Annotated in this window: 19 protein-coding genes; 2 read left to right on the top strand and 17 right to left on the bottom strand. The window is 42.2% G+C overall.

What is annotated here, in order from left to right; translation table 11 throughout:
- Nucleotides 1–34 precede the first annotated feature (34 nt).
- From hisB to AWH02_RS06355, 15 genes are all read right to left on the bottom strand, one after another.
- Complete coding sequence (gene hisB, locus AWH02_RS06425) at nt 35–619, bottom strand: imidazoleglycerol-phosphate dehydratase HisB (RefSeq protein WP_060553370.1); 585 nt, start codon at nt 617–619, stop codon at nt 35–37.
- Between the two features lie 11 nt (nt 620–630).
- Nucleotides 631–1,923 (bottom strand): histidinol dehydrogenase, encoded by a 1,293-nt coding sequence (gene hisD / locus AWH02_RS06420; RefSeq protein WP_081041925.1) that lies wholly within the window; start codon nt 1,921–1,923, stop codon nt 631–633.
- On the bottom strand, nt 1,920–2,564 hold the full coding sequence (gene hisG / locus AWH02_RS06415; RefSeq protein WP_008809347.1) for an ATP phosphoribosyltransferase: 645 nt from the start codon (nt 2,562–2,564) through the stop codon (nt 1,920–1,922). Before hisG ends, hisD begins: the two co-directional genes overlap by 4 nt.
- On the bottom strand, nt 2,561–3,550 hold the full coding sequence (locus tag AWH02_RS06410) for an ATP phosphoribosyltransferase regulatory subunit (RefSeq protein ID WP_060553369.1): 990 nt from the start codon (nt 3,548–3,550) through the stop codon (nt 2,561–2,563). The genes hisG and AWH02_RS06410 overlap by 4 nt, the downstream gene beginning before the upstream one ends.
- Before the next feature lie 55 nt (nt 3,551–3,605).
- Nucleotides 3,606–4,664 carry a histidinol-phosphate transaminase gene (gene hisC / locus AWH02_RS06405; RefSeq protein WP_060553368.1) on the bottom strand — a complete coding sequence of 353 codons (1,059 nt, stop codon included), beginning with the start codon at nt 4,662–4,664 and terminating at the stop codon, nt 3,606–3,608.
- A 471-nt stretch (nt 4,665–5,135) separates the two neighbouring features.
- Nucleotides 5,136–5,441: a DUF4298 domain-containing protein gene (locus tag AWH02_RS06400; RefSeq protein ID WP_060553367.1), complete on the bottom strand. Its 306-nt coding sequence runs from the start codon at nt 5,439–5,441 to the stop codon at nt 5,136–5,138.
- Between the two features lie 29 nt (nt 5,442–5,470).
- Nucleotides 5,471–9,121, bottom strand: a complete 3,651-nt coding sequence (addA, locus tag AWH02_RS06395; RefSeq protein WP_060553366.1) for a helicase-exonuclease AddAB subunit AddA — start codon at nt 9,119–9,121, stop codon at nt 5,471–5,473.
- On the bottom strand, nt 9,118–12,399 hold the full coding sequence (gene rexB / locus AWH02_RS06390; RefSeq protein WP_060553365.1) for an ATP-dependent nuclease subunit B: 3,282 nt from the start codon (nt 12,397–12,399) through the stop codon (nt 9,118–9,120). The genes addA and rexB overlap by 4 nt, the downstream gene beginning before the upstream one ends.
- A 391-nt stretch (nt 12,400–12,790) precedes the next feature.
- Nucleotides 12,791–15,964 (bottom strand): CocE/NonD family hydrolase, encoded by a 3,174-nt coding sequence (locus AWH02_RS06385; protein ID WP_060553364.1) that lies wholly within the window; start codon nt 15,962–15,964, stop codon nt 12,791–12,793.
- 637 nt (nt 15,965–16,601) lie between these two features.
- Entirely contained in the window at nt 16,602–17,963 is a 1,362-nt protein-coding gene (locus AWH02_RS06380; protein ID WP_060553363.1) for a sensor histidine kinase, read from the bottom strand.
- The gene (locus AWH02_RS06375; protein ID WP_008809355.1) at nt 17,960–18,616 is read right to left on the bottom strand and encodes a response regulator transcription factor; all 657 of its coding nucleotides are present in this window, start codon (nt 18,614–18,616) and stop codon (nt 17,960–17,962) included. The genes AWH02_RS06380 and AWH02_RS06375 overlap by 4 nt, the downstream gene beginning before the upstream one ends.
- 18 nt (nt 18,617–18,634) lie before the next feature.
- Nucleotides 18,635–19,852, bottom strand: a complete 1,218-nt coding sequence (locus tag AWH02_RS06370; protein WP_008809356.1) for an ABC transporter permease — start codon at nt 19,850–19,852, stop codon at nt 18,635–18,637.
- A gap of 7 nt (nt 19,853–19,859) precedes the next feature.
- Nucleotides 19,860–20,540 carry an ABC transporter ATP-binding protein gene (locus tag AWH02_RS06365; protein ID WP_008809357.1) on the bottom strand — a complete coding sequence of 227 codons (681 nt, stop codon included), beginning with the start codon at nt 20,538–20,540 and terminating at the stop codon, nt 19,860–19,862.
- Nucleotides 20,527–21,780 carry an efflux RND transporter periplasmic adaptor subunit gene (locus AWH02_RS06360; RefSeq protein WP_060553362.1) on the bottom strand — a complete coding sequence of 418 codons (1,254 nt, stop codon included), beginning with the start codon at nt 21,778–21,780 and terminating at the stop codon, nt 20,527–20,529. The genes AWH02_RS06365 and AWH02_RS06360 overlap by 14 nt, the downstream gene beginning before the upstream one ends.
- Nucleotides 21,781–21,810: 30 nt before the next feature.
- Nucleotides 21,811–22,074, bottom strand: a complete 264-nt coding sequence (locus AWH02_RS06355; RefSeq protein WP_008809359.1) for a hypothetical protein — start codon at nt 22,072–22,074, stop codon at nt 21,811–21,813.
- Between the two features lie 275 nt (nt 22,075–22,349).
- On the opposite strand from AWH02_RS06355, the gene AWH02_RS06350 reads away from it, so the two are divergent.
- Together AWH02_RS06350 and AWH02_RS06345 are read left to right on the top strand one after the other, a co-directional pair.
- Nucleotides 22,350–23,360 carry a lactonase family protein gene (locus AWH02_RS06350; protein WP_060553361.1) on the top strand — a complete coding sequence of 337 codons (1,011 nt, stop codon included), beginning with the start codon at nt 22,350–22,352 and terminating at the stop codon, nt 23,358–23,360.
- 72 nt (nt 23,361–23,432) lie between these two features.
- Nucleotides 23,433–23,618: a hypothetical protein gene (locus AWH02_RS06345; RefSeq protein ID WP_060553360.1), complete on the top strand. Its 186-nt coding sequence runs from the start codon at nt 23,433–23,435 to the stop codon at nt 23,616–23,618.
- Nucleotides 23,619–23,740: 122 nt separating this feature from the next.
- Here the strand turns inward: AWH02_RS06345 and AWH02_RS06340 are convergent, their stop codons facing one another.
- Complete coding sequence (locus AWH02_RS06340) at nt 23,741–24,145, bottom strand: PaaI family thioesterase (RefSeq protein ID WP_060553359.1); 405 nt, start codon at nt 24,143–24,145, stop codon at nt 23,741–23,743.
- A gap of 99 nt (nt 24,146–24,244) precedes the next feature.
- Nucleotides 24,245–24,835 carry a hypothetical protein gene (locus AWH02_RS06335; RefSeq protein WP_060553358.1) on the bottom strand — a complete coding sequence of 197 codons (591 nt, stop codon included), beginning with the start codon at nt 24,833–24,835 and terminating at the stop codon, nt 24,245–24,247.
- Nucleotides 24,836–24,885: the final 50 nt, after the last annotated feature.

The raw sequence follows: 24,885 nt of genomic DNA, 5'->3' as shown, positions 1-24,885 counted from the left end.
CTCTACATCAACTCCTTTCACTCAGAAGGTCAGGCTAGAGCAAGCCCTTGGTGGAGTTGACTCCATGAATCTCTGGATTGATCGTAATAGCCTCCCGTAGAGCTCGTCCAGTCGCTTTAAAGAGACTTTCCGCCTTGTGGTGACTGTTCTTGCCATGAAGGATTTTCAGGTGCAGATTCATCTGCAGATTAAAAGCTAGGGCTTGGAAAAATTCCTCTACCAGCTCGGTGTCAAAATTCCCGAGTTTGGGATTGTCAAAATCCGCCTCAAAGACCAGATAGGAGCGACCGGATAGGTCCAGGCTGGCCATACCCAGCGTTTCATCCATAGGCACAAAGCTAGTGCCGTAACGATTGATACCAGTCTTGTCTCCCAAGGCCTGACGCAGAGCCTGTCCCAGCACGATGCCTACATCCTCAACCGTATGATGGCTGTCCACCCAAAGGTCGCCTTCAGCCTTGACCGTCAGAGAAATTCGACTATGGCGGGCAAAAAGGGTCAACATGTGGTCAAAGAATCCGACACCAGTCTCAATAGCTACCGGCTCCTGTTGGTCCAGATTGACAGCCAGTTCAATATCGGTCTCCTGTGTTTTACGCTTGATTTCAGCTTGTCTCATGGTAACTCCTTCTATTTTTCCTGTCTGCGGGCTTCTATGGCCTTAGCATGACCCTGCAGGCCTTCTGCATAGGCCAGACTGGTAATATCTTTGTCAGCCGCCCCTACAGCAGCACGGCTGTACTGGGTGTACTGGATGCGCTTGATGAAGTCATAGACACCCAGAGCTGATGAAAAACGGCTGGTGCTAGTGGTCGGCAAAACGTGATTGGCTCCCGCATAGTAGTCACCAATTGGCTCACTGGTATAGTGTCCCAGAAAGACAGAGCCAGCATTTTCAACCTGATCCAGATAGCTGTAAGCATCATCCATGGCAATTTCCAAATGCTCCGGTGCCACCTGATTCATGAGCTCAAACATAGCTTCCTTAGAAGGCGCAAGGATAATGCGGCCATTATTCTCAATCGAAGCACGCGCGATTTCCTCCCGCGGCAGCTCTTTCAGCTGTCTGTCCAGCTCTGCTTCGACTTGGTCCGCTAACAATTCCGAGTCGGTCACCAGAATAGCCCGAGCCAGCTTGTCGTGCTCAGCTTGCGACAGAAGGTCGGCCGCCACATAGACTGGACTGGCTGAACGATCCGCAATGACTCCAATCTCCGAAGGACCAGCAATCATGTCAATTCCCACGACACCATAAACCATCTTCTTGGCTGTAGCCACAAAGATATTACCCGGTCCAGTTATCTTATCCACCTTGGGTATGGTCTCAGTTCCATAAGCCAGGGCTGCTACACCTTGGGCTCCGCCAATTTGGAAAATTCGATCCACACCAGCAAGCTTGGCAGCGACCAAAATCGCTGGGGTAAAGTGCTCTTGGGGTGGTGTAATCATGATGATTTCCTTGACACCGGCAATCTTGGCGGGGATAACATTCATGAGGACGGAAGATGGATAGGCTGCGGTGCCGCCAGGTACATAGGTGCCGACCCGCTCAATCGGCCGAATCAACTGACCACGGATAACGCCCTCACTGGGACTGTCCTCAAAACCAGTCTCCAACTGCTGGCGGTGGTAGGATTCGATATTAGCTTGGGCATTTTTCAGTGCGACCAAGACCTCTGGGTCAATCTCCTCGAAAGCCTGGTCGATTAGCTCCTGCCCAATCTCAAAGTCTGTCACCTCAACCTTGTCAAAGAGCTTGGTATAGTCTCTCAAAGCTTGGTCACCGTCTCGTTTGACTCTTTCTATAATCTCAGCCACTGCTTCTTCCACATCTAAGTTCTGCTGACTAAGCTGCAGCTGCTCTTCGTATAAAATCCGTGAAATTTCTTCGTTACTTCCGCTTAAACGTTTGATAATTGTCATTTAAAAGCCACCTCTCTTCTTCCTACTAGGGATTCAATCTTTGCCACAAAAGGCATGATATCCGGGTTATTTTTCAGGGAAGCCTGATTAGCAATGAGCCGGGCCGACACCCGACAAATGTCTTCAAAAACCAGCAGGCCGTTAGCTGACAGGGTATGCCCTGTCTCAACAATGTCGACAATGGCATCCGCCAGACCCAGCACCGGTGAAATCTCCACGCTGCCTTGGATGGATATGATTTCTACATCTTCCCCCTTTTGATTAAAATAATCAGTCGCCACTGTCGGATACTTGGTCGCAATCCGCTTGCGCTTGTGATCATGAGGGTCATAGCTGGGCACCGAGGCCAGTGAGAATTTACAAAGCCCAAAGTTCAGATCCAGCAGCTCCAGATAGCCAGTCGGATGCTCAAAGAGAATATCCTTGCCGACAATACCCAAATCAGCGACTCCGTGGCGCACATAGGTCGTCACGTCAGGCCCCTTGACCAAGAGAAAGCGAAAACGACTGTCTGGACTTTCAAAAATCAAGCTGCGCCCCTTGTCTGCCATGAAGGACATATCAAAGCCAGCCTGGGTCAAGAGCTTGACCGTATCTTCCTCAATTCGCCCTTTAGTCAAGGCAATGGTAATCTGACTCATCTGCCATCACCTTCCTTTCCGCCCTCGTATGGTAGGTCATCATGAATGGCCTGATAGACACTGTCAATGTCTAAGGACCAGCCAATAGCTGTCAGCTCTGCTGCCCCAAAGCGCTTGAAAAGTTGGTCATAGCGACCACCAGACAGAAAAGCATCTGGCACTCGGTCGCCAAAGACCTTGAAGGTCAATCCAGTATAGTAAGGCATGGTCGCTACCTGACCCAAGTCCATGATTGTCTGATCTAGCAAGTCTGACAGACTCTGCAAAACCTGCTCCACATCATCTAGAGCCGTCAATATCCGCTCGTTGTCAACTATCTCTCTAGCCCTAACTAAGACCTGTTGGCTAGGTCCAAACAAATAGGGAAGTTCTTGTAAAAAATCATCAAATTCACTCGATCTGGTCTGGGTGAATTCAAAGATTCCCGTCCGATTTTTCTTGCGAATATAATCTAGTAGCTGGGCCTCCTCCTTCGAATCCAAGGCCAGACTCTCTAGAATTGTCTGCAGGATTGCTGCATGGGAAAACTCAAACTGATAAGACTTAACCTGCGCCAAATCCAGCGACTGCTTGGCTGTCTTGATAGCCTCAAGCACCGCCTCGCGAGCTGGATAGCCGATAATCTCAATACCAGCTTGACTGAGCTCGTTGGCAAGACCACGCAGCTCTTCTTGATAGTGAAAGACCTTGCCCGAATAGGAAAACTTGGTCGGCGTATGCACCCTAGTCGAAGCAATAACCCGACCAATCTGGCTGGTCACATCAGGCCGCAGTACCAATAACTCGCCTTTTTTATCGAAAAGATGATAATGATGGGGCTCCACATGGTCACTGAAGACCTCGAAGTGCTCCAAAGTCGGCGTGTCAATCCGATTGAAACCCTGAGCCATCAGGAAATCACTGATGTCCCGCTCAATCTCGTAGGTCACACGCGCCCTCTTGAAAAGCTTGTCATGCATGCCAATCGGAAGGGTAATTTTATTCATAGGCTGCTTTCCTTTCTTACTCTATTCTTACACTGGCTGGCTTTGAGTCAAACTCTCAGCAGCTGCAAATTCCCTTGATAGCTGCCAGGACTGTTTCCATCTCCTCTCGCCGTCCGATAGAGATGCGCAGGAAGTCTTTGATTCGTTCTGCTTTTGGAAAATACCGCACATAAATCCGACGCTCCTCTAGCTGCTGGAAAAGCTCTGCTGCAGAAATTCCACTAGGCTGAGCTAGGACAAAGTTAGTCTGACTGGGCAGGACTTGGAAATCCAGCGCAGCCAATTCTCCAGCAAACCAATCTCGGGTATCTTGAATGACTCTACCGGTCTCCAAATAATAATCCCAATCTTCCACTGCCGCAAGGGCTAAGCGCTCTGCTAACATATCCACTGAGTAAGGATTGATGGAGTCCTTAACAGCTTTCATGACAGCTATTAAGTCTGGATGGCCGATGCCATAGCCTACCCGCAGACCAGCCAAGGCCGCATCCTTGGAAAAGGTCCGTGTGATAAAGAGGTTGGGATAGATGTCTAGCAGAGGCAGGGCAGATTGACCGCCAAAGTGAATATAGGCCTCATCCACCACCACTACCACATCCTGATTGGACGCCAGAATTTCCTCCAACTGATCTAGCGGCAGATAAATCCCCGTCGGAGCATTGGGATTGGCTAGGATAATGCCGCCATTGTCTCCAAAATAATCTGACGGATGGACCTCAAAACCATCTGTCAGTGGGATTTCTCGAAAAGGCACATGGTAGAGGTCGGCCCAGACCTTGTAAAAACCATAGGTCAAGTCCGGAAATAAGACCGACTCGCCGCTGTTAAAGAAAGCCAGGAAAGCCATGGACAAGATGTCGTCACTCCCATTACCAATAATGAGCTGATCGGGTGATACACCCAAGTTTGTCGCCAAAGCCTGACAGAGCTCCGCCTGGTCCAAACTGGAATATTTGCGCAACTCCTGGGCATCAAAGTTCTGCAGGGCCTCTGCCACCTTAGGACTCGGTCCATAAGCATTTTCATTGGTATTGAGCTTAATCATGTCTCGCTCATTGGGCTGCTGCCCTGCTACATAGGGATTGATCTGCCTGAGACCTTTTAGCTTAACCATCTTGCCACCTCTCTTTCACACTAGCCATTATCTGACTCTGACGATCTTTTAGAACTTCTAATAAATGAAAGACGAAATTTACCGCTTTGCTAAAGGAAAATAGGGGAATCTTCTGATTTAAATATAATAAAAAGCCCTCGCAAAAAAACTTTGCAAGGACGTTGACACGCGGTTCCACCTTTATTCGGTCCTCAGTCGCCTGAGGACCCTCTGGGAGTACGAGACTCCAGATTGATAACGGTAATCAGCCGTCGGACACTAGTCTCCGTCTACTGACAGATTTCACATCCACACTCAAGAATGTGTCGTCTAAGGATTGCATACCGTCTCACCATTAGGCACTCTCTGTTTCTTGTCTTAGACTTTTTCTCTCATCGCTTTCAATTTATTGTTGAATATTCTACATGAATTTTAAATAAAAAGCAAGAGAAAAATGAAAATTATTAATTTTATTTGTATTTTTAAAACATATTATCGTTCTTTTAGCATGGCACTGGACAAATCCAGCAGACTAATCGCTGTTTCAAAATGCTCCCCCATTAGGTCATAGACAGCATCTTCACTTAAGACGCCACAAGCTATATTTTCAGGGAATTCCGGACTATTTGAGTATTCTAGATCATCAAAAAAACCCTGACCCGTATAGTAGTCCCTCAGCTGAATATATTCTGTTTGACTTTGCTCCAGTTGTTCTAGAGCTTTCTGAGCATCTGCTAGGACTTGAGCATATTTATTCAAATGGCCTTCCATTTTTTGAATGCGTTCTAACTGCTCCATCTAATTTATTCCTTTCTGAATTCAACCAATCAATCCACCTGAACTACCTGCAACTGCTCACCACCCAGCAGAATCAAATATTTTTCAATCTGCGAAATGCCATAAGAACGGCTGAGAGCTTGAGCATATAAGTCTAGCTGGCCACGGTAGCGAGCAATCAACTCAGACGAATCCTTGTATTTATCCGTCTTGTAATCAAAAAGGATAATTCGATCATCAAAGAGCAGGTAGCCATCCAAAATCCCCCGAACGACAAATTCCTGATCGCTGATTTCGTCCCTCTTAAGCATGGCAAACGGTGCTTCTCGATGCAACTTATCTGAGTTAGCTAGCAAGATTTCACCAAGCTGAGTCTCAAAGAAACTTGCAATCTTGTTGAGATCAATCTGTTTTTTCACAGACTCTTCTGCTTGGACCTGTTTTAGACTTGATTTTAAAACCGACATGTCCGGCTTCTGATCTAATGGAATCCTTTGCATAAGTTCATGAACAGCACTACCGACTTGAGCCCCGGTCACCTTGGCTTTCCGGCCAAAATCAGGTAAGTCGAAGTTAGGCTGAGGCCGAAATGCTACTCGCTCATCCATGATATCCATGCCTTCCGTATCTATAATCGGCTCATAAAACTTCTTAATTTGGCTTGGCGTTCGCACACTAGGTAGCTCAATGGCAGAGCGATATTGGCTATTTAATCGATCTACACTTTCTAAGATATCCAGAGCCCTGCCGATATCTTCAGACTGACGGTTGTCTGTCAAATCATCCGCATCAAAGGGATTTGAATGGTGAATCTGGCCAATCTTGTCAGTAGTCAAATCTTCGTCTCTGACAAATCTCAAATCAAAAGCAAGGTGATCTTCTGAAAAAACAGCCTGAATGGCATAGAGCCAGTCTTGGAAATTACTGAGCTGGCTGCGCAGACTGGCAGACAAACGCCCTTGTTGGCTCTTGCCCCACTGACGCTTATCCAAAACCTCTTGACTGCCCTTGCCGACCAGATAAAGCTTGGTTTCAGCCCGCGTCATGGCTACATAAAGCAAGCGCATCTGCTCAGAAAGACTAGCCAGCTTGATCTCTTCTAAATTTTGCTGGTAGGGTAGCGTATCCATTGACAAACGGATTGATCTTGGTTTCACTTCTTCTGGATATTCAACCTCTACATCAGCGATATATTTAATCCCAATCCCATTTTTACGACTCAAGATAATGCTAGAACTGGTATCTTGGCGGTTAAAAGCCTTGTCCATATTAAGCAGAAAGACATACTTGAACTCTAGTCCCTTACTCTTGTGGACTGTCATCAGATGAACCGCATCTTGTGGTGCGGCATAGGGAACGCTGGCCAAATCGTGCTGGTTCTCTAAAATCTTATCAATCATACTAATGAATCGAGACAGGCCTTTAAAACTTGATTTCTCGTAGTCATTAGCTCTGAGTGATAGGGCATAGAGATTGGCTTGACGCTGGGCTCCATTGGGCAAGGCACCAACATAGTCATAATAAAAACGGTCTTGATAAATCTTCCAAATCAAATCGTACAGAGAATGAGTTTTAGCAAAGGTTCGCCATGATAAGAGCGTCTTTTGAAAGAGCTCTAGCTTCTTTTTAAGGTCTGGCAAGATTAAGTCTGGATGTAATCCTTGATTCGTCAAGGCATTTTCTAACTTCTCATAGAGATTTTCCTGCGATTTTTCCTGACTTTTCTGTAGCGCTATTCGAGCCAGCTCATCTTCTCCAAAGTCAAACATTGCTGATTTGAGTAGTGCTGTCAAGGCATAGTCATTTAAGGGATTATTGATCGTTCGCAAAGTGTCCAGCATGACCATGACCTCGACAGACTGGAGGTAATTGTCTTCCCCTCCATCTGGTACAAGAGGGATATTGTGCTTGGCAAACTCAGCCAAGATTATATCATTTCGAGTCCGAGAAGGCGTTAAAAGAGTAATGTCCTTAAAGGCAATCGCTTCTTCCTCATGCAGACGAATGATTTCCTTAATAACTAGAGACACTTCTCCAGCAGAGATACTTTCCTCGATTAGTTCCTCGCTTGCTACCGTCGAATCATAAAGGAGGAATTCAGCCCTATTTTTGGGATTAGGTGATGCTTTCGTCGGATTTCCCGCCACCAAATAATGGGTCTCATCATAGTTGATTTCTCCGACCTGCTCATCCATCAGTCTCTTAAAGACATCATTGGTAGCTTCCAGTACTTCTACATGACTGCGGAAATTCTCCTTAAGAACGATCAATTTCCCTTGGCTCGGATCTGCCTGATAAAGCCGAAACTTATCATTGAAAATCTGGGGATCTGCTTGACGAAAACGATAGATAGATTGTTTGATATCCCCCACCATAAAACGATTATGGCCGTTAGATAAGAGCTCCAACATTCGCTCCTGGGTGTGGTTAGTATCCTGGTACTCATCAACCATAACCTCATGGTAACGCTCCTGATAAAAACTTCTTACCTGTGGGAAGTCCTCTAGAATCTGTATCGCAAAATGGCTGATATCCCCGAACTCAAAAGCATTCTCTGTTTTTTTACGTTCTAGATAAGTCTGAGTAAAATCACTCATGAAATCACGTAGTAAATCTAAGAGAGGTAGACTATCATCCTGGTACTTCTCAAGGAACTCAAATTGATAGATGCTGGACTCAAGACCTCGCAAATGCTCGATTCTTTCTTTACGTCCTTGATTAAAGGTATCAGCCAGCTCTTTTAATTCTTCCTTGCGAGTAGTGATGGTCAAGGATCGGCCACCGCTAGCCCGTGATAGAAGAACCACGTCTTTTAAGACACGGAAATAGTCCTGCTCAGAGGACGATTCCTGCAAACTCCCCAATTTATCTAGCGCAAGCAACACATTTTCTTGGTATTTAGCTCCCGCAAATTCACGTCCCTCGTGATCCAAGTGAAAACGGAAAAAATCTTCGAGGTCAAAAAGAGCACCTTTCACTTGCTGTAAAATTTTGTCTCTCTCACGCGAAAAATCTGTCTCCTCATAGCCTTTAAGGAAAAAGTCCTGCAACCATCTCTGAGGATTGCTGGTTGATTGGAGAAACTGGTAAATGGCGTAGACTTGCTGGCGAAAACCAGTGATGTTCTTTTTCTTGCCCGTGAAATTTTTGACTAACTTTTCAAAAATTTCCTTCTGCTCACCAGTATAATATTGCTCAAAAAGCTGCTGAAAGACTTCATTTTGTAGCATAGTCTGCTCACTAGCTGACTGGAGAATACGAAAATTAGGGGCCAAGCCTAGAAGATAGCCATACTTGTTGAGAAGCTTTTGTGTAAAAGAGTCCATGGTCCCAATATCAGCTGTGGCAATAGCAGCTAACTGCTGGGCTAGGTGCTGTTTAAGTTCTTCATCCTGACTTTCTTTGAGGACTTTACTTAACTCTTTTTCTAGACGTTCCTTGAGTTCTCCTGCCGCTTTTACGGTAAAGGTTGAGATGAAGAGTTCCTGAATGGATACTCCACGGAGGATCTGGTCAATAATCCTCTGAACCATGGCAAAGGTTTTCCCTGACCCAGCTGATGCAGAGACTAGGATGTTTTGACCTGAGGAATAAATAGCCTCAATCTGCTCAGCAGTTCGTTTCTGTTCTTTACTTGAAGTAGCTTCAGAATGCTGTAGCTGACTGATTTCTTCTGGACTTAAAAAAGACTTTTTCCTCATTTTTTCAACTCCTCCCTCATCTTTTCTATCCATGCTTGGCGCAATTTCTCACCAACTGGACATTTTTCAAATTTACTCAAATCTAATTTATCTAACTGTCTGGCTTGTCCTAGGTGACGATTGGCTTCAAAGCCTGTAATAGCCTTAAACTGATCGACATAAGGTGCTATATTCCGACCATTTTCTGTATAGGGATTAACCTCAAAATGACCAGCTAGAATACCTTCAGCTACTTTTTTATAGAGAATTTCATTATAAGCAAGTAAAACAGCCAGTTCTTCTTGACTGAGACTATTAACCTTGCTCTTTTCATAAACAGGACCCAAAGAGGCCAGCTTGTCTGCTAAAAAGAGACCCTTGTACTGCATGGTTTTAGCAACTTCCTTGACTGCATCTCCTAACTCTTTGGTATCTTTAAGGGCGACAATAGGCTCCGTCATTTGCAAGTACATGGCACCGAAAAGATCTCTACCTTCCTGCTGACCTTGGAGTTCCTGGATAGCCGCTAGATAAGTCGGAAGCTGAGAATTCAGACCATTAAAAAATTTTTCATAGCTAAACTTAGTCTCGCTGGACTTATAGTCCACGACTCCCAGACTCCCATCAGCTAGCAATCGGTCAATTCTATCCACCTTGCCTCGAACACTAACAGCTCTGCCATCTTCCAAGATAAGGAAAGGCTCTTTACTGTTCCCAAAGACTGTTTCTTCCCCAATCGTTTCAATCCCAGCTGATTGGGCCAAAACTTGGCTCGTTGACTTAGCTGTATCTAGCAGCAACTGACGAGTAAAGAGACTCTCGCTAGATTCATTGTAGAGACTTTCAAATTCAGTCTCCCGCATGGTTTCGTCTATTGCCACTTCTAGTCGTTGGTCAAAGTCTCGACTAGTATCCTCCTGAAGTACTTTTTCAAAAATTCGATGCAGAAAATTCCCGTGGCTTCTAGCATCCGGATGGATGGTCCATTCTTCCTGTAATCCCAGAACGTATTTGATGAAATAGCCATATTGATTTTTAAAGTATTCGCTTAGAGCAGAGACTGAAAGTCGGAGGGGCTGATCTTTTGGATAAAGGGCATGCAGAGTTTCCGGTTGCAGAGACTCCGTTTTCAGTTCCTTGCTGATTTGCGGAATGCTGATGCCTTCTGCTGCTAACTTCTTGCGGAGAACCCGCACAGCCACCGCCAAAAAAGTTTGCTCCTCTGCTGTCCACTCTCGGTCAATCTCCTCTTGGTGGAGTTCGATGATTTGAGACAAGAGAGCTCGGTAGCTGCCAATATCATCACTGGAAGCTTGAGGCTTTTTGACAATGATAGGCAAGGAAAGCGGAGCTGCAGTCAATTCCAGCAGATAGGTCGACATGCTGTCCTCTACTTCATTGACCAAGGCTGGCGCAGACAAGACCAGCTCTTTGGTGGCAGAATTCATCAGTGATAGAGCTGTATAGCGATTCTTCTTGAGATTTTCTGAGCTAGCAATCTGCAGTTCTGCCTGAGAATCCGTCTCTTCATTAAGTCGAGCCCGATCTTCATCACTGAGCAAACTCTTGTTTTGCGCGATTTTCGGAAAACGCTCTTGAGTCAGTCCGATTGCATAGACGTAAGGAGCTGCTAAAGGTTCTATCAGGTCATAAGACTGAACCTTAACCACATCTACTGTCGCCGGCACCATCCGATAGTTGGACAAAAGCATTCCTGAGAGGACCAAAGCTAGAAAATCATCCAGTTTGACCTTGCTTTCTGCAAAGACCTGAGCAAACTGCTCTAAGACATGGCTGAAAGCCTTCCAGACTTCCTCATGGCGTTCCTGTTCTTGCTGACTTTCTTCCTGCAGCAGAGCTGTCAAATTGTCAGACAAACGGGCTGCTTGGACGAACTCCGTAAACTTAGCTAAGAGCCCCGACGCCGTCTGGCTGCGGGATTTGAAAAAGTCTTGTAGCGGAGTCATAACCCGGCGGCGAATATGATTGAGACGGTCTAGGTCAAATTTCCCTTGGCTATTAGCCGTGAAATCCTTGGCTAGCTTGCCGGCTCCCTTAATGTCCGCAAAGCGCAGATATTGCTCAAAATGATCCAGCTCTTCCTGAGTCAAGTCTCCATAGAGTCCTGTCTTTAAGAGGTTGAGCAGGTCTTCCAGTTGGAAATTATAGCGCTTGAGTCGCTCTAAGGACTCAACAAACTGAACCAGCGGATGCTGAGCCATTGACTCGCTCCGCCCTAAATAGTAAGGAATCTGATATTGGTCAAAAATGGTCTTAAGCTGAAGCTGGTAGGCTTCCACGTCCCCCAAGAGTAGACGAATATCCTTATAACGCACACCATCATGAACTCGCTGCCGGATGGACTTAGCCACATACTCCAGCTCTTCTTTCTGGTTCATAGTAGCCCAGATTTGAAGGCGCGAGCGATCTGTCTCACTCAGACTCACCGTTGATTCTGAAAAGTCATAACGACTCTCCAAGATCTTGGAAATCTGTCCAAAGGCATCTTCTGCTTCCGCATGAGGGATATAGTCAGGCTTGACCTGATAGTCCTCGGCCAGCTTTCTCAGGAAGTCCACACTAGCTTGATAGAGATTGCCCTCACGAAAGGCTGCTCGGTAGGCTTTTTGGCTAGCATAGGTCCCAATAACAATCTCCACGCCTTTTCGATGCAGGAGACCGACCAGGTATTCCTCTTCGGCAGAAAAACGAGTAAAACCATCGATGACCAGGGCCAAATCTGCCAATTCCTCGTCTGTATCACCAGCCAGAATATGCTGGGCAAAAGCAGCAATCTGAGAAGACGAATCAAAATCGCCCTTATTCAGAGCAGCAGTCACTGCAGTAAAAATCTTGACCAAATCCTCCCGCTTCTCAGGCTCCTCGAGAAATTCCAAATCCACAAAGGACATCTGGGCTGTCTGCAGTTCATGGTAAAGATCCATCAGTTGCTGGATAAACTGTGGATCCTTCTTAATCCTGCCATAGACCTTAAGCTCTCCATCATCTAACTCTGTCAAGGTCCGATAAATCAGCATTCCCAGACCAATATCGTCCAAATTCTGCCCTTTTCGGACATCATTGAGGACAAAATACCGAGCCATCTGGGCAAAGCGCGTCACCGTAATGGCAAAGGAAGCCTTGTTCTTCAGGCACTCCAAAACCGCCCGCTCCTTCTCAAAAGAAAGCGAATTTGGCGCAATATAAAAGACTCGCTTACCAGCCGCCACCAAACTCTCAGCCTCAGCCACTAAAACCTTGGTCAAAGAATGGCGAATATCTGTATAAAGTAATTTCATAGCCTGCCTTTTCCTCTAGAAAATATAGGTTTATTATATCATTTTTGAAGGGATTTGACTCTTAGCTATACACATTCAACTAATCCTTTTTCATCCCCTAACAACTAGATGAGACGTCTTGCATCTACTTATTTTTCCTACTTCTTTAAACAGCGGAAACTTCAACCAGCTTAGAATATTTCAAATGAAAACACCCCGAAGGTTAGATCATTTCTAACTTTCAGGGTGCGATTTATCAGCTAGATTGCAAAACCAGTCTTTTTTCTATAAAAACGGTTTGCTCCAAACTACTGAAGATTCATTAGAGTTCGGTATTTCCTATTTAGGCTTAGAATTTAATCTAGTAAGCAAGAAGTGAAAAGCCAAGTGTAAATAAAATGATTCAATCCTATTATTTCTCTTCTTTACGTCCACTAATCACTTTCCACAAGCCGGCTAAAAGTAAACTTAGCATACCATAGACTGACCAAAGATTTGCTTTTCCCCCAGTTTCAGGAAGACTTGCTTTTCTTGAAAGAGCTACTTCTTTTGAAGAAGGATCATTTTCTTTGTGTTCTAGATTAGCGATTTCAACCTTTTGTTCCTTACGGAAGTCCATAGAGTCCCGTCCTACTGGTGGTTGTTGATCCATTTGTCCTCCTGGCTTAAGATCAGAGCCACTTCCCTTGTCCTGCTGATTGTCCTTTTCTACTGAAGGGTTCTTTTTAGCAATTGCTAGAATACGGTCTGCTAACTTAGCGTACTCGGTATCTTTCTCATTTGGCTGATAACGAAGTAAGAGAGACTGGCTTTCTTCTACAATTGGTATCGTTGCAGAAATAGAATCTGTCTTAAACTTGACTTCGTATGGATCAGCATAATAAATGTAGTCTGGATCAAAAGCATGTAAGGTTAGGACCAGACGGTGACCCTTTTTAACAGTATACAAGTTTGGTTGCAAGTACATAGTGTAGTTGTGGTACTCATTTTCTTTTAGATCGATTGAATGTCTAGAACTTGCAGAATTAAAACCTGAATCTGGGTTAGCCAAGTTCATCCAGCCTCTAGAAATAACCACGCTTTTCACTTTATGCGTCTTGTATTCTTTAACAGGAAGACTGTCTAGATTGCTACCATGCCAATCTCCTTTTTCATCAACCGTTTCTTTTTCTAGTGTACGAGTACTATAACCGTTCTTATCATAAGTGATTTCTTCTTTGACAACATCAAATTCCTCATCAGATACATCCATCAAAGTCGCGCTGACATGAGCATGCTTCTTATCACCTTTCAAGAAGGCTGCACTAAAATGAAGAGGAATATGGCCTTTAATAGTAATATCACGATCAACAGGAGCCGCATATGAAGCACTGACGGCGGATGAATGAAAGGCTGCGTCTTGGTTTCTCGTAGTCCAATTTTCACCCGTGCCATAAAAATCACTGGATACAGTCACATCTTCTCTCTTGGAATAGGCACGAGCAGTGATTTTATTGTCTGTTTCCCATTTATCAAATCGACGCCACTTGGTTGGATCTAGGTTGTCCTGAGCAGTCACCTGTGGAAGATGTTCAATGCCATTTTGAAGACCAAATAAATAATGACTATACCATTGGTTCATTAAATCATTAAATGCTTGACCAGCCACTGTGGTTCCTGCCCAGCGAGTGGATGGATAAACGTGATTTCCTTGGTGCAGCAATACTTTTGGATCTATACCAGCCTTCTTATATGCTTCTAGCATTAATTCAAAATGTTTTGGTTTAACATTATCATCATTAAGCCCTTGGATTAGCAAAGGAGCAGCTTTTAGATTGGCTGCATTTAAGGTATAGTCACGCTTAGCATATTCTTCATTATAATTATGACCATCCTTGTGTTGTAGCTCGTTGAGTTTTGTGATATAAGCAGCATAGTAGTCTTTAATTTTATCCCAGTCATCCTTGTCTAAAATCCGACCAGAGGTATAAACAGACAACCAAGATAGATCATTTGAAGCCCCCGTATCAAGTGGAGAACCTTGACTATTAAAGTGATCATACCAACTGGCAATTCCCGCTGCTGGTATTATGGTTTTGAGCCCTTCTACACCAGTAGACGCAACTCCAAAAGTAGTTGTTCCAGCCCAAGACAAACCAGTCATGGCAACATTGCCACTCGACCAATCCGCCTTAACCTCACGATTGCTTGTTTTATCTGCATAGGCCTTGCGTTTGCCATTCAACCATTCGATAATACTCTTGTAGGCAGCAACTTCTAAATCAGAACCTGTTGTATTGATTCCATCTGACCCTTTTGAGCCCAATCCACTACTTGTTACAACCGCATAACCACGGACCAGGTAATAATTGTACCAGTTCAGATTTTCATAATCATAATGAGTGTAATCTGCTGAACTTTCACGTGGATTGACATAGTACCAATCTTTAGGTTTAGTCGCTTTTGCCACCTCTTCTGTCGAAACTTCTTTGACTGCTTTTCTCTTGTCTGGCTTGGTATAGAGCTTAGCCATGTCAAATTTGCCACCTTCTTTGAGACCAAGCCCTTCTAGGGTACGTTCTTCTGTCGTACCTGCAACGTATGGGCTAGCTTCAAAGATTGTCGGAGCTTTATAATCACCTTTAACAGCAGCTTTCGGAACTTGGACGAAAGTCTTTACCAAGTCTGGTTTCCCATCTCCATCTGTATCATAGTCCGTTTCAACATAAACAACATAACGAACAATATCACTATTCTCATATGAATAATGTTCAGGATCATCACCACGAGTAAATGGGAAAATAGGCTGTGCTCTTCCATTCATAAAGAGGGGTGTCTTGCGCTCTGCTCTATAAGCAGCATGGAGTTTTTTAGCTGCAGCAACCATAGTAACAAGGTCTGTAACTGGATCGGATCCTTTCGCCTTTTGGTCAATCATTCCTAGACTCTTAGCAAAGGCTAAACGATCCTGGTCAGTTGAACCGACTTGTCCTTCTTTTGTCGATGCCCATTTCAAGAGTTGATTAACAGCTTCGCTGATTGTTGCTTCCTTCTTAGAATCTTCCTCAGTCCTTGCTTGACCAGTTACTTCTGACAAGTCTGCTAAGGTCGTCTTAGGTGGATTAGACACTCTAGTAGCACTTCTATCATTTCCTGGCTCTTTATTCGAAGTTACAGTTGCTGAATTGTTCTCTTCTCTTGGATCAACTTTCTTTTCAGTATCACTACCAGTATCTGCTACTGGCTTTTCAGGAACCGCTCCCTTGTCCATAGCTGATTTATCCGACACATTTGAAGACTCAGGGACTGCTTTATCGAAATGATTTTCCTTCTCACCTATAGATTGATTGGAATCGATTGCTTCCTCAACGACCGCTTTTTGCTCTACACCTTCATTAGAGCTTTCCTTATTAACTTCAGCATTCTCACTTGATTCTACATGCTCAGATACCGATTTATCAGGACTAGACTCTTGATCCGTACTGGTCGCCAAGGCTGGCTCGACACTATTTGTGCCAACTTCATCAGCTTGAACGTGACGCGCTAAAACAAGAGGGCTAATCAATAAACTTGCAGCTACAATCGAAACAATGGTTGATTTTTTCATAAAATGACTCCTTATACCATGTTTTCAAAATCAGCAGTCAAGGCTAGTAAATACAATTTCCTTCACTGCCGTCTGATAAACAAATAACGAAAAAATTTTTAAATACATTCAGGACTTTCAAAAGCTTGAAGCGCTCCACCCCTCTTTCACTTTACAAAACGCCTCTTTTAAAAAGGCAAGATGACTCCCCCTCCTTATTGGAAATATCTGCTCTATTTCTTAAACTTAAATAGAAAGCAAGATCATTGAAGAGGAGAAACAATTAGGAAATTAAACTGTAATACACTATTTTAAAGGCCAATTAGTATCAGATACTGCAAAACATAAACTAGCAAATTACTGATAAATCAAGCCAAACTACTCATCATACTTTTCTAAGACTCACGTTATACTGAAAACACCTCTTAATCAAATAAATCCTATTGACTCTCATTTAACTACAGTCAAAGAGGCTTTCTGAGGGCCTCTTACTATTATTCTTCAGCAAACTATAGCTTCATTCTAGCACTATATGTAAGCGCTGTCAATCTATCTTTGTCTATTTTACACAAAATCAAAAAAAATAAGAACACCACATTGTTCTGTGGTGTTCTTATTAGATTGTAAAGTCTATTCCTGCTTGTCTAAGAGTTTTCAATTAAAAGGAAATGCTAAATCGCATCCATTTACCATCAACAGCTTCAAACTTATAAGCAAACTGATGCTTATCTAAAATTTGCTGAACGATAAAGAGTCCCAGGCCAGTCCCTCCATCTTTCCGATTTCGGCTATAATCTGGTCTGTAAAATGGTTGAAAAATCTGCTGAATCTGAGTCTCATCTAAAACGCGCTCAGCCTGATTTTCAATAACCAAGAGGTGTTCTTCAAGGCGGATTGAGATTTTCCCATTTTTAACGGTGTAGTTAAATGCATTATCGATCAGGTTTTTGATCGCCTTAACCAGGTAGATCTTATTGCCCTTCATATTAGCCTCTTCTAAACTAACTTGGAACTGATAGTGCTTCATGCCTGCCATCAGTTTGTAGGCGCCGAGATTTTCTTCTAGAACCTGCTTCAACGAAAAGACTTCCTCAGTCACCTCTGTTCCCATCTCCATTTTAGAGATAGCTAAGATGGACTGAACCAGAGCAGATTGCTCTTCTAAAATTTCTCGACATTTATGAAGGTAGGTATCTCGATCCTTGAATTCCCCCACGCCGTATATCATACCGTCAATCATTCCCATCATACTGGTTATTGGCGTCTTCAGCTCATGGGAAGTCATACGAAGGAACTCAGCCTTCTCCCTTTCACTCTCTGCAACCTTTTCATTTTCTACTTTCAACGCTTCCATACTTGTCAGCAGGTTGGCATAAAGGTGATTGATATCCTGAGCGAGTTCAGCGATTTCATCTTTTCCTTTAGCTACACAAACAACATCCGGCGCTAAACTGGTCATCTGACGAGTTGCAGCCGATATATCCTTTATCCGCTGACTAGAGGTCCGGCTGTAAAGATAGGCAGAAAGTCCTCCTAGGCTAAGGGATACGACTAAAACAAAAGGATAGAGATTGAGCAAAATATGACTGGCATCACTGACGGGCTGCAGAGAATATTCTCCCTGCAGGGTCAAGATTTTTCCATCAGATGTTTTAAGCTTCTTGCTTATACTTTTATGCTTAGCTGTTCCATCAGCCATGGTAGGAAGGATTGTTAGTTGTAAGGAATCTTGGGTCTCACTTACTTCAACAGTCGGGTAAATGACCTGATCTTTGGCATCTGTCAAATTAAACCAGATTCGATTATTTTTATGACTATAATCAGTGAGAAGAGATTTCATTTCGTCAATCGACTTTCCCTTCATTTGCTGAGTCACTTGTTCAAATTCATGATTAGCTTCTCTACTCTTTACTTGCTCATAATAGATTGGCATAGTAAAATAGAGACTAGCAAGCACTACTGTGACAACGACAAAGATAATCGAACTGGTCAGCAGGAAATTCTTTTTTACAATCTTCACGCCTGATCCCCACCCAATTGATAGCCCATACCAGTAATGGTTGACAAAGGAATTCCAGGAACTTTCTTGCGAATATTCTTAATATGATTGTCCAAGACACGACTATCTAGCTCACTATAGCCCCAAATAGTATTCATAAGCTGGTCTCTTGTCACTAAATGGCCCTTACGTTTAGCAAGAACTTCTAGAATTTCATACTCCTTCTTGGTCAGAGCTAGCTTTTCTCCTTGCCAGAAAATCGTACAATCTTCTAAAACCACGCGCAAGTCACCGATGACAATTTCAGAATAAACAGCAGTCCGACGTAAAATATTTTCTATTCTTTTCACCAAAATGAGAGGTGAAAAAGGCTTAGTCACATAATCACTAATCAGGTGGTTGAAACTCACTAGTTGGGTATATTCATCATCTAGAGCAGTTAAAATCATGACTGGAATCTGTGATGTCTTACGGATTTCCTTGAGTACATCTAAGCCACTAACGGATGGCAACATCATATCTAAAATGACTAAATCAAAAGTCTCTTCTTCAAACTGACGTAGAGCCTCTGCGCCATCATAAACCGGCGTAACACTGTAGTTACTTTCTTTTAAAAATTCACATATGACTTGGTTGATAGTAGTATCATCTTCTACGACCAAAATCTTATACATAACGACTCCTTATTACTTCTATTCAAAGCGCAAAGCTTCGATTGGATCAAGCTTGGACGCCTTGACGGCTGGTAGCAATCCAAATACTACCCCTATTATACAACAAAATAGCAAACTTACAAAGACTGAGAAGAGGGAAAGAATATAAGGATAAGCCAGTGACTGAGTAATAGCAAAACCAGATAGGATTCCAGCCACTACTCCTATAAATCCACCCATCAAGGTCAAGATAACTGCTTCAATCAAAAACTGCTTGAGAATGATTTTTCGTCTTGCCCCCAAAGCCTTCTTAATACCAATTTCACGAGTCCTTTCTGTAACAGAGACTAGCATGATGTTCATAACACCAATCCCTCCAACCAGAAGGGAAATACTGGCAATCCCTGCCAAAAGTACAAAGTTTGATTGGTTCAAATTATCCAATTGACGTTCAAATTCCTGTAAATTTAGCACCCCAAACATATAATCAGAACTAGGGACTTGTTGATTGAGATAATCTCCAACTTTTTTTGCCACCTTCTTCAGGTCATCTGCTTTATAGGTTTGAACTGTCACCTCTGGATTAACATTCAACTCCTCAAAAAGCCTGTGCCATTGTTGGAGTGGAATATAGGCAACCCGATCAGCTCCCGCTGTCAAGCCACTTTGTTCCGTAGACTCAAAAACACCAATTACCTTGAAAGGACTTCCCTTGACTTCGATGTATTTTCCAATACCATTTCCATTTGGGAAAAGACTATCATAGAGAGATTTTTCCAGATAAGTAACCTGCTCTTGATTTTGGAAAGCAGGATCCGAAAAATCTGCACCCTCTACGGTCCGCATTTTCTTGATTTCTGCAATATTTTGAGAAACAGCCTGTACCTTACCAGATGTTTTTTGTTCCAGATGGTAAATCTTGTCATCCGTTCCATAGGTTAAAAGAGCATTTTTAACACCAGGGATTTCTCGAATCTTATTCAGTATATCTTCACCCATGAAAGGGATGTAGCCAGGTTTTTTTGCCTGAGCCTTTTCAGGTATACTAGGGTCAATCACATTCTTCTTGTCATAGACCACTTTGATGGTATTATTACTGCCACCGATCAACTGTCTCTTGGTATTTTCTGTATTTCCTTCGATAATTGAAAAGATAGCAATGATGGCACCGATCCCAATGATAATTCCCAGCATGGTCAGCATTGAGCGCATTTTATGCGATAAAATGGAATTTAGAGCTACAAAAATATCTTCCATAAATGTCTTAATTCCTTTCTACCTCTTTGTGTTCAATATTTCCATCTCGTAAAACAACTGTTTTCTTGCACATTTGAGCCACTTCTGGTTCATGGGTAATAATCACAATTGTTTTTCCAGCTTCATTAAACTGCTTAAAAAGTTCCATGATTTGTACGCTGGTTTTGGTATCCAAGGCCCCTGTCGGTTCATCTCCAAGAATAAAACTTGGGTTAGTAACCAAAGCGCGGGCAATGGCTACCCGCTGCTTTTGTCCCCCTGATAATTCCATTGGCTTAAATTCGCTTCGCTCTTCTAAGCCTACCAAACGTAACATTTCCATTGCCCGTTCCCGTCTTTCCTTTTTGGGAATCTTCATATAAGTTAAAGGCAATTCCACATTTTGACAAGCGGTTAACTTTGGCATCAGATTGAAGTTCTGAAATACAAAACCAATCTTTTGATTTCGTAAATCTGACAATTGATTATCTGATAGATTGGATACATCTGTACCTTCAATATGATAACTTCCAGCATTAGCCTTGTCCAAGCATCCGATGATATTCATCAGAGTTGATTTACCGGATCCTGACGGACCCATAATAGCTAGAAAATCACCTTCTTTTACATGAAGATCGATTCCTTTTAGAATAGGAAATTCCTGACTGCCCTGTTGGTAAGATTTATGAATTTCTTTAAGCTTTAACATCTGCTCCTACCTCCATGCCCTCTTTCATGCCGTTCTTAACACTAGAGATACTGTCTTCCATCTTCAAACCTTCAGTGATTTCAACAAGCGAACCTTTAAGAGCCTTGGTTTTAACTTCTTGTTTTTTGATCTTTTTGTTTTCTACTTTCCAAACATAAGATTTACCGTTTTCTGTGAACACATAAGATTTATTCACAACAACCTTGCCAGCTTCAGGCGCATTTTCAATAACATTGACATAAGTATGAGAACCAATCAAAGGCATATTTTCGGCTTGGTCTAACTCTACTTTGTATGGGTATTTAGCTTGATTTGGATTTTCCTGTTGTTGTTTGTTACCATTTGCTGCTGCATCCGCTGTAAGAGTACCGACTTGAGTTACTGTACCTGTCCATTTTTTCTTAGGGTTCTTACGGTCAACTACTTCAACTTTTTGTCCAACTTGTAATTTCTCACGATCAAATTCACTAACGTTCCCTTTTACAAAAGTCTTGGACTTGTCCATGATTTCGATAAAGTTTTCTTCTTCTTTCTTAGCTTTTGATTGAGTCGGTAAGTCTTCATTCATAGAAGTGATAGTGCCCGCTGTATCTGCTGTTACTGTATCATATTTCATTCGGTCTGATTCAGTTTGAGCAGTCGCCTGAGCTTTTTCTGCTTCAATCTGAGCATTTTTTACTTCATTATCAGCTGAATTCGCATCGCTTAAACTTTGTGCAACTTCATCTTCCGCAGATTTGATCTGATCCAGTAGGGAATCATCGTTATTCGCATTATATTTTTCACGCAAACTGTTCAAATTTGCTAATTTACGATTATAAGTCTCCCACTTAATTGAGGCATTACTTTGCGCCGTACTAATACTATTAGACTTAGCCTGAGCATCATATTGAGCTGATTGAGCCGTCAGCTCTTGGGAAGTTACATAGGAAAAGAGAGGCTGTCCCTGTGTGACAGTGTCACCATTTTTGACGAATACTTCCTTGACCTCACCTTTTGATGGATCGATCTTAACCTTACTGCTATTATTCGGTGCAACTTCACCAGATAAAACCAAACTTTTCTTCTTAGCTTCATCCACAGCTTCTTGAACTGTTTTAGAGTCAACTTTATTGTTAACAACAACAGATTGATTTTGACCTGGCTGCAAAAGGAAGTATCCCCCCACAGCTGCACAAGTCAATACAGCTACACTACTGATTAAAATAATTTTAGAATTTTTCTTTTTTCCTCGTAACATACTGCCTCCAAGTCTCACGACCACTCATTATTATTCTGCGCTTGAATCTGCTGTATCTGTATCTTCTTCATTATCTACTGGAATTTGAACAATATTGCCATCTGGCATGGTATATTCTGTCACTTCTTTCCCATCAACTACTTTGTTTTTCTTATCTACAGCATCCTTCTTGTAATCAATTGGCTTGCCGTCCAAGGTTTCCGTTTTTTGCTTATCCTTATTTCCACAAGCTGCTAAAAATATAATTGAGAGTCCTAAGACAGCGATAAGAGTAGCTAATTTTTTAAAGTTCATGATGTTCTCCTTTTTAGTAAGTTATTGGGTTAAAATCTGTTGTAAATGTTTTTATCAACAAAGATAAACAGCTTTTTAACCTTTTTGTTTTGTTTGAACAAATCTATTCTAACAAAGCTATCTAAGACCCTCCTACCTGCCATCTGTTTTTTTTGTGTTTTTTAAACTGATACTATTCTTTTGAATTTTTTGCATATCCTATCATGAAAACCAATCCAAGCTATTTTATGATATAATGACAATATCTTTAATAAACACCAATACGAGGTAAGAAAATGACACAAACAGTTTACTTTGGTACTTATACACGTCGAGAATCAAAAGGTCTTTACAAGGCAGATTTTGATTCAAATAATGGAACTTTGTCAAACTTAACACTGGTTGCCGAAGAAGCCAGTCCGACCTATCTTGCATTTGACGCAGCGGATCATCTTTATACTGTGGGGGCTGAAAATGGGCAAGGAGGAATTGCTGCATATGATAAGGATTTCAAGCTTTTAAATCATGTCGTTGAAGAAGGAGCTCCACTCTGTTATGTTGCAGTAGATGAAAAGCGTGATTTGGTATATGGAGCCAACTACCATAAGGGCCAAGTCTTAGTCTACAAGCGTTTATCTGATGGCAGTTTGGAGCTAGCAGATTCAGATACACATGAAGGATCTGGTCCACATGAGAATCAAGGTTCTGCTCATGTTCACTTCACTGACTTAACACCCGATCAATACCTAGTTACTTGTGATTTAGGAACTGACCAAGTGGTAACCTATGACCTTTCAAAAGATGGGAAACTGGAAAAATTAGATACATACAATTGTGCGCCAGGTGCTGGAGCACGCCATCTAGTCTTCCATAATTATTACAAAATGGCTTATCTCATTTGTGAACTAAACTCAACGATTGAAGTTCTTATCTATGATGGTGTTGGCCAATTTGAACACCTACAAACTATCTCGACCCTACCTGAAGACTTCACTGGAGCAAATGGTACTGCTGCTATCAGACTTTCTGCAGATGGCAAATTTCTCTATGGATCCAATCGTGGGCATGATTCAATCGCCGTCTATAAAATTCTCAAGGATGGTAGTTTGGAGTTGGTCGAAATTACACCAACCAATGGAAAGAATCCACGTGATTTTAATATCACACCTGATCAAAAGTACATTATTGCTGTTCACCAAGATTCTGACAATGCGACAGTTTTCAAACGTGATATAGAAAGCGGTAAATTAACAGAAATCTCTCATGACTTTTATGTTCCTGAATCTGTCTGTGTCACCTTTAAGTAAGCAGATTCCTTGCTTTCTACTTAAAAGTTTGGTTAAATTAATACCGAAAGAAAAATGACAAAGGAGCTTGTTATGAATCCCCTAGATTTATTTAACCAAGTAAAAGAAATGATCGAAAAGAAAGATTTCGATGCAGCTAAAAAGTTCGTTGAAGATAATAAAGACAAACTTGGCGAATACCTAGACCAAGCCAAAAAGTTAGTAACTGGAAATGAAATGGCCAGTGACGCTATCGATAAAATTAAAGGTTTGTTTTAAGCAAATAACTAAAAAAGCATCCTCATTGAGAGATGCTTTTTATATACACAAATTTCAGATACTGGCTAGGTATTTTAAAAAAAATATATCCCAGTTTCTATTTAAAAACTGGGACTTAAGTACTAAATATTAATCTGACTTTCTTCTTTTCTTTGCCCTGTAACAAACATGGTAAATGTTGCCTTGCAGACATTTTCTTTTTCTTGATTGCTAATAACCACATCTACTACTCTCGTTTTACGTCCTGGATGAACACAGGTCCCTGAGATAGTAAGCTTATCACCAGCATGTCCTGCTCGCAGGTAGTTAATTGAAGACTGGAGCGTTACTCCATCTAAACCTTGTGATATCAAGACTAGACCAGAAATCTGATCACAGAGAGTAAAAAGGTAGCCGCCATGCGCATTACCATAATAGTTTAAAGAAGACGTCACCACTTCGGTCGTAACAATGACTTGGCCATCCTTCATTTTTTCAATTTCGTAGTTCTCAAATGCTGAGATCGCATCAAAGTGAAAATCTTTCATTTATTTCTCCTCACAATCTGTGTCTTATCATACTACTTTTCATCGATTCAAGCAAGGAAAGTTCCCAACAAATCTATAAAAAATCTGCTTCTAGCTAATCTATCGTCTTTGCTGATTTCTTTTATTAATAAAGTCTTTTAACTCTTCCAATCGTTCCCTTGTCAAGGGTTGAGCAAGAAAAATATCTTTATTGACATCTTTATTCTTATTAAAATCATGTAAAGCAACCCTTTTATAAACTATCTTATTGGCAAGAGGGAGTTGACCATTTACATAGGTCGTGATTTCTATATCGCTTTCACTAAAAAATGCTCCATAGTAATCTTCCCGAACCACTACTGTCTGCCCTTTTTCCTCAAGATAGGCATAATGGTTCACCGGAACATAAACCGTAAAAAATATCCCAAGAATAGGAGAAACTGCCAACAGCAACAAACCTAGAGCAAGAGCGGGATAAAGAACCCACCTATATCTTTTTACAAATAAATAGGAAACAAGAAATAAAAAGGGAAAAGCAAACCATGGGCTGAACTGAGGATACCAGAATATACTGGTGATTGTAAGAAATAAAAGAACTGCCATAAGCGCCAGAGAGCTTGATTTGCGTTTATAAGCCAAAAAGAGGCCTATAAATAAAACAGTAAGAGCTAGCCACTCTCTGCTTAGGATATACAAAATGAAATAAAACATCCCAAAAGTCTCCCCTTATTTATTAAAAATCCCTTGAGTTAACCTCAAGG

Origin of the sequence: Streptococcus gordonii (assembly GCF_001553855.1) — a bacterium.
GTDB lineage: Bacteria > Bacillota > Bacilli > Lactobacillales > Streptococcaceae > Streptococcus > Streptococcus gordonii.
This window is presented reverse-complemented; position numbering and strand designations above follow the sequence as displayed.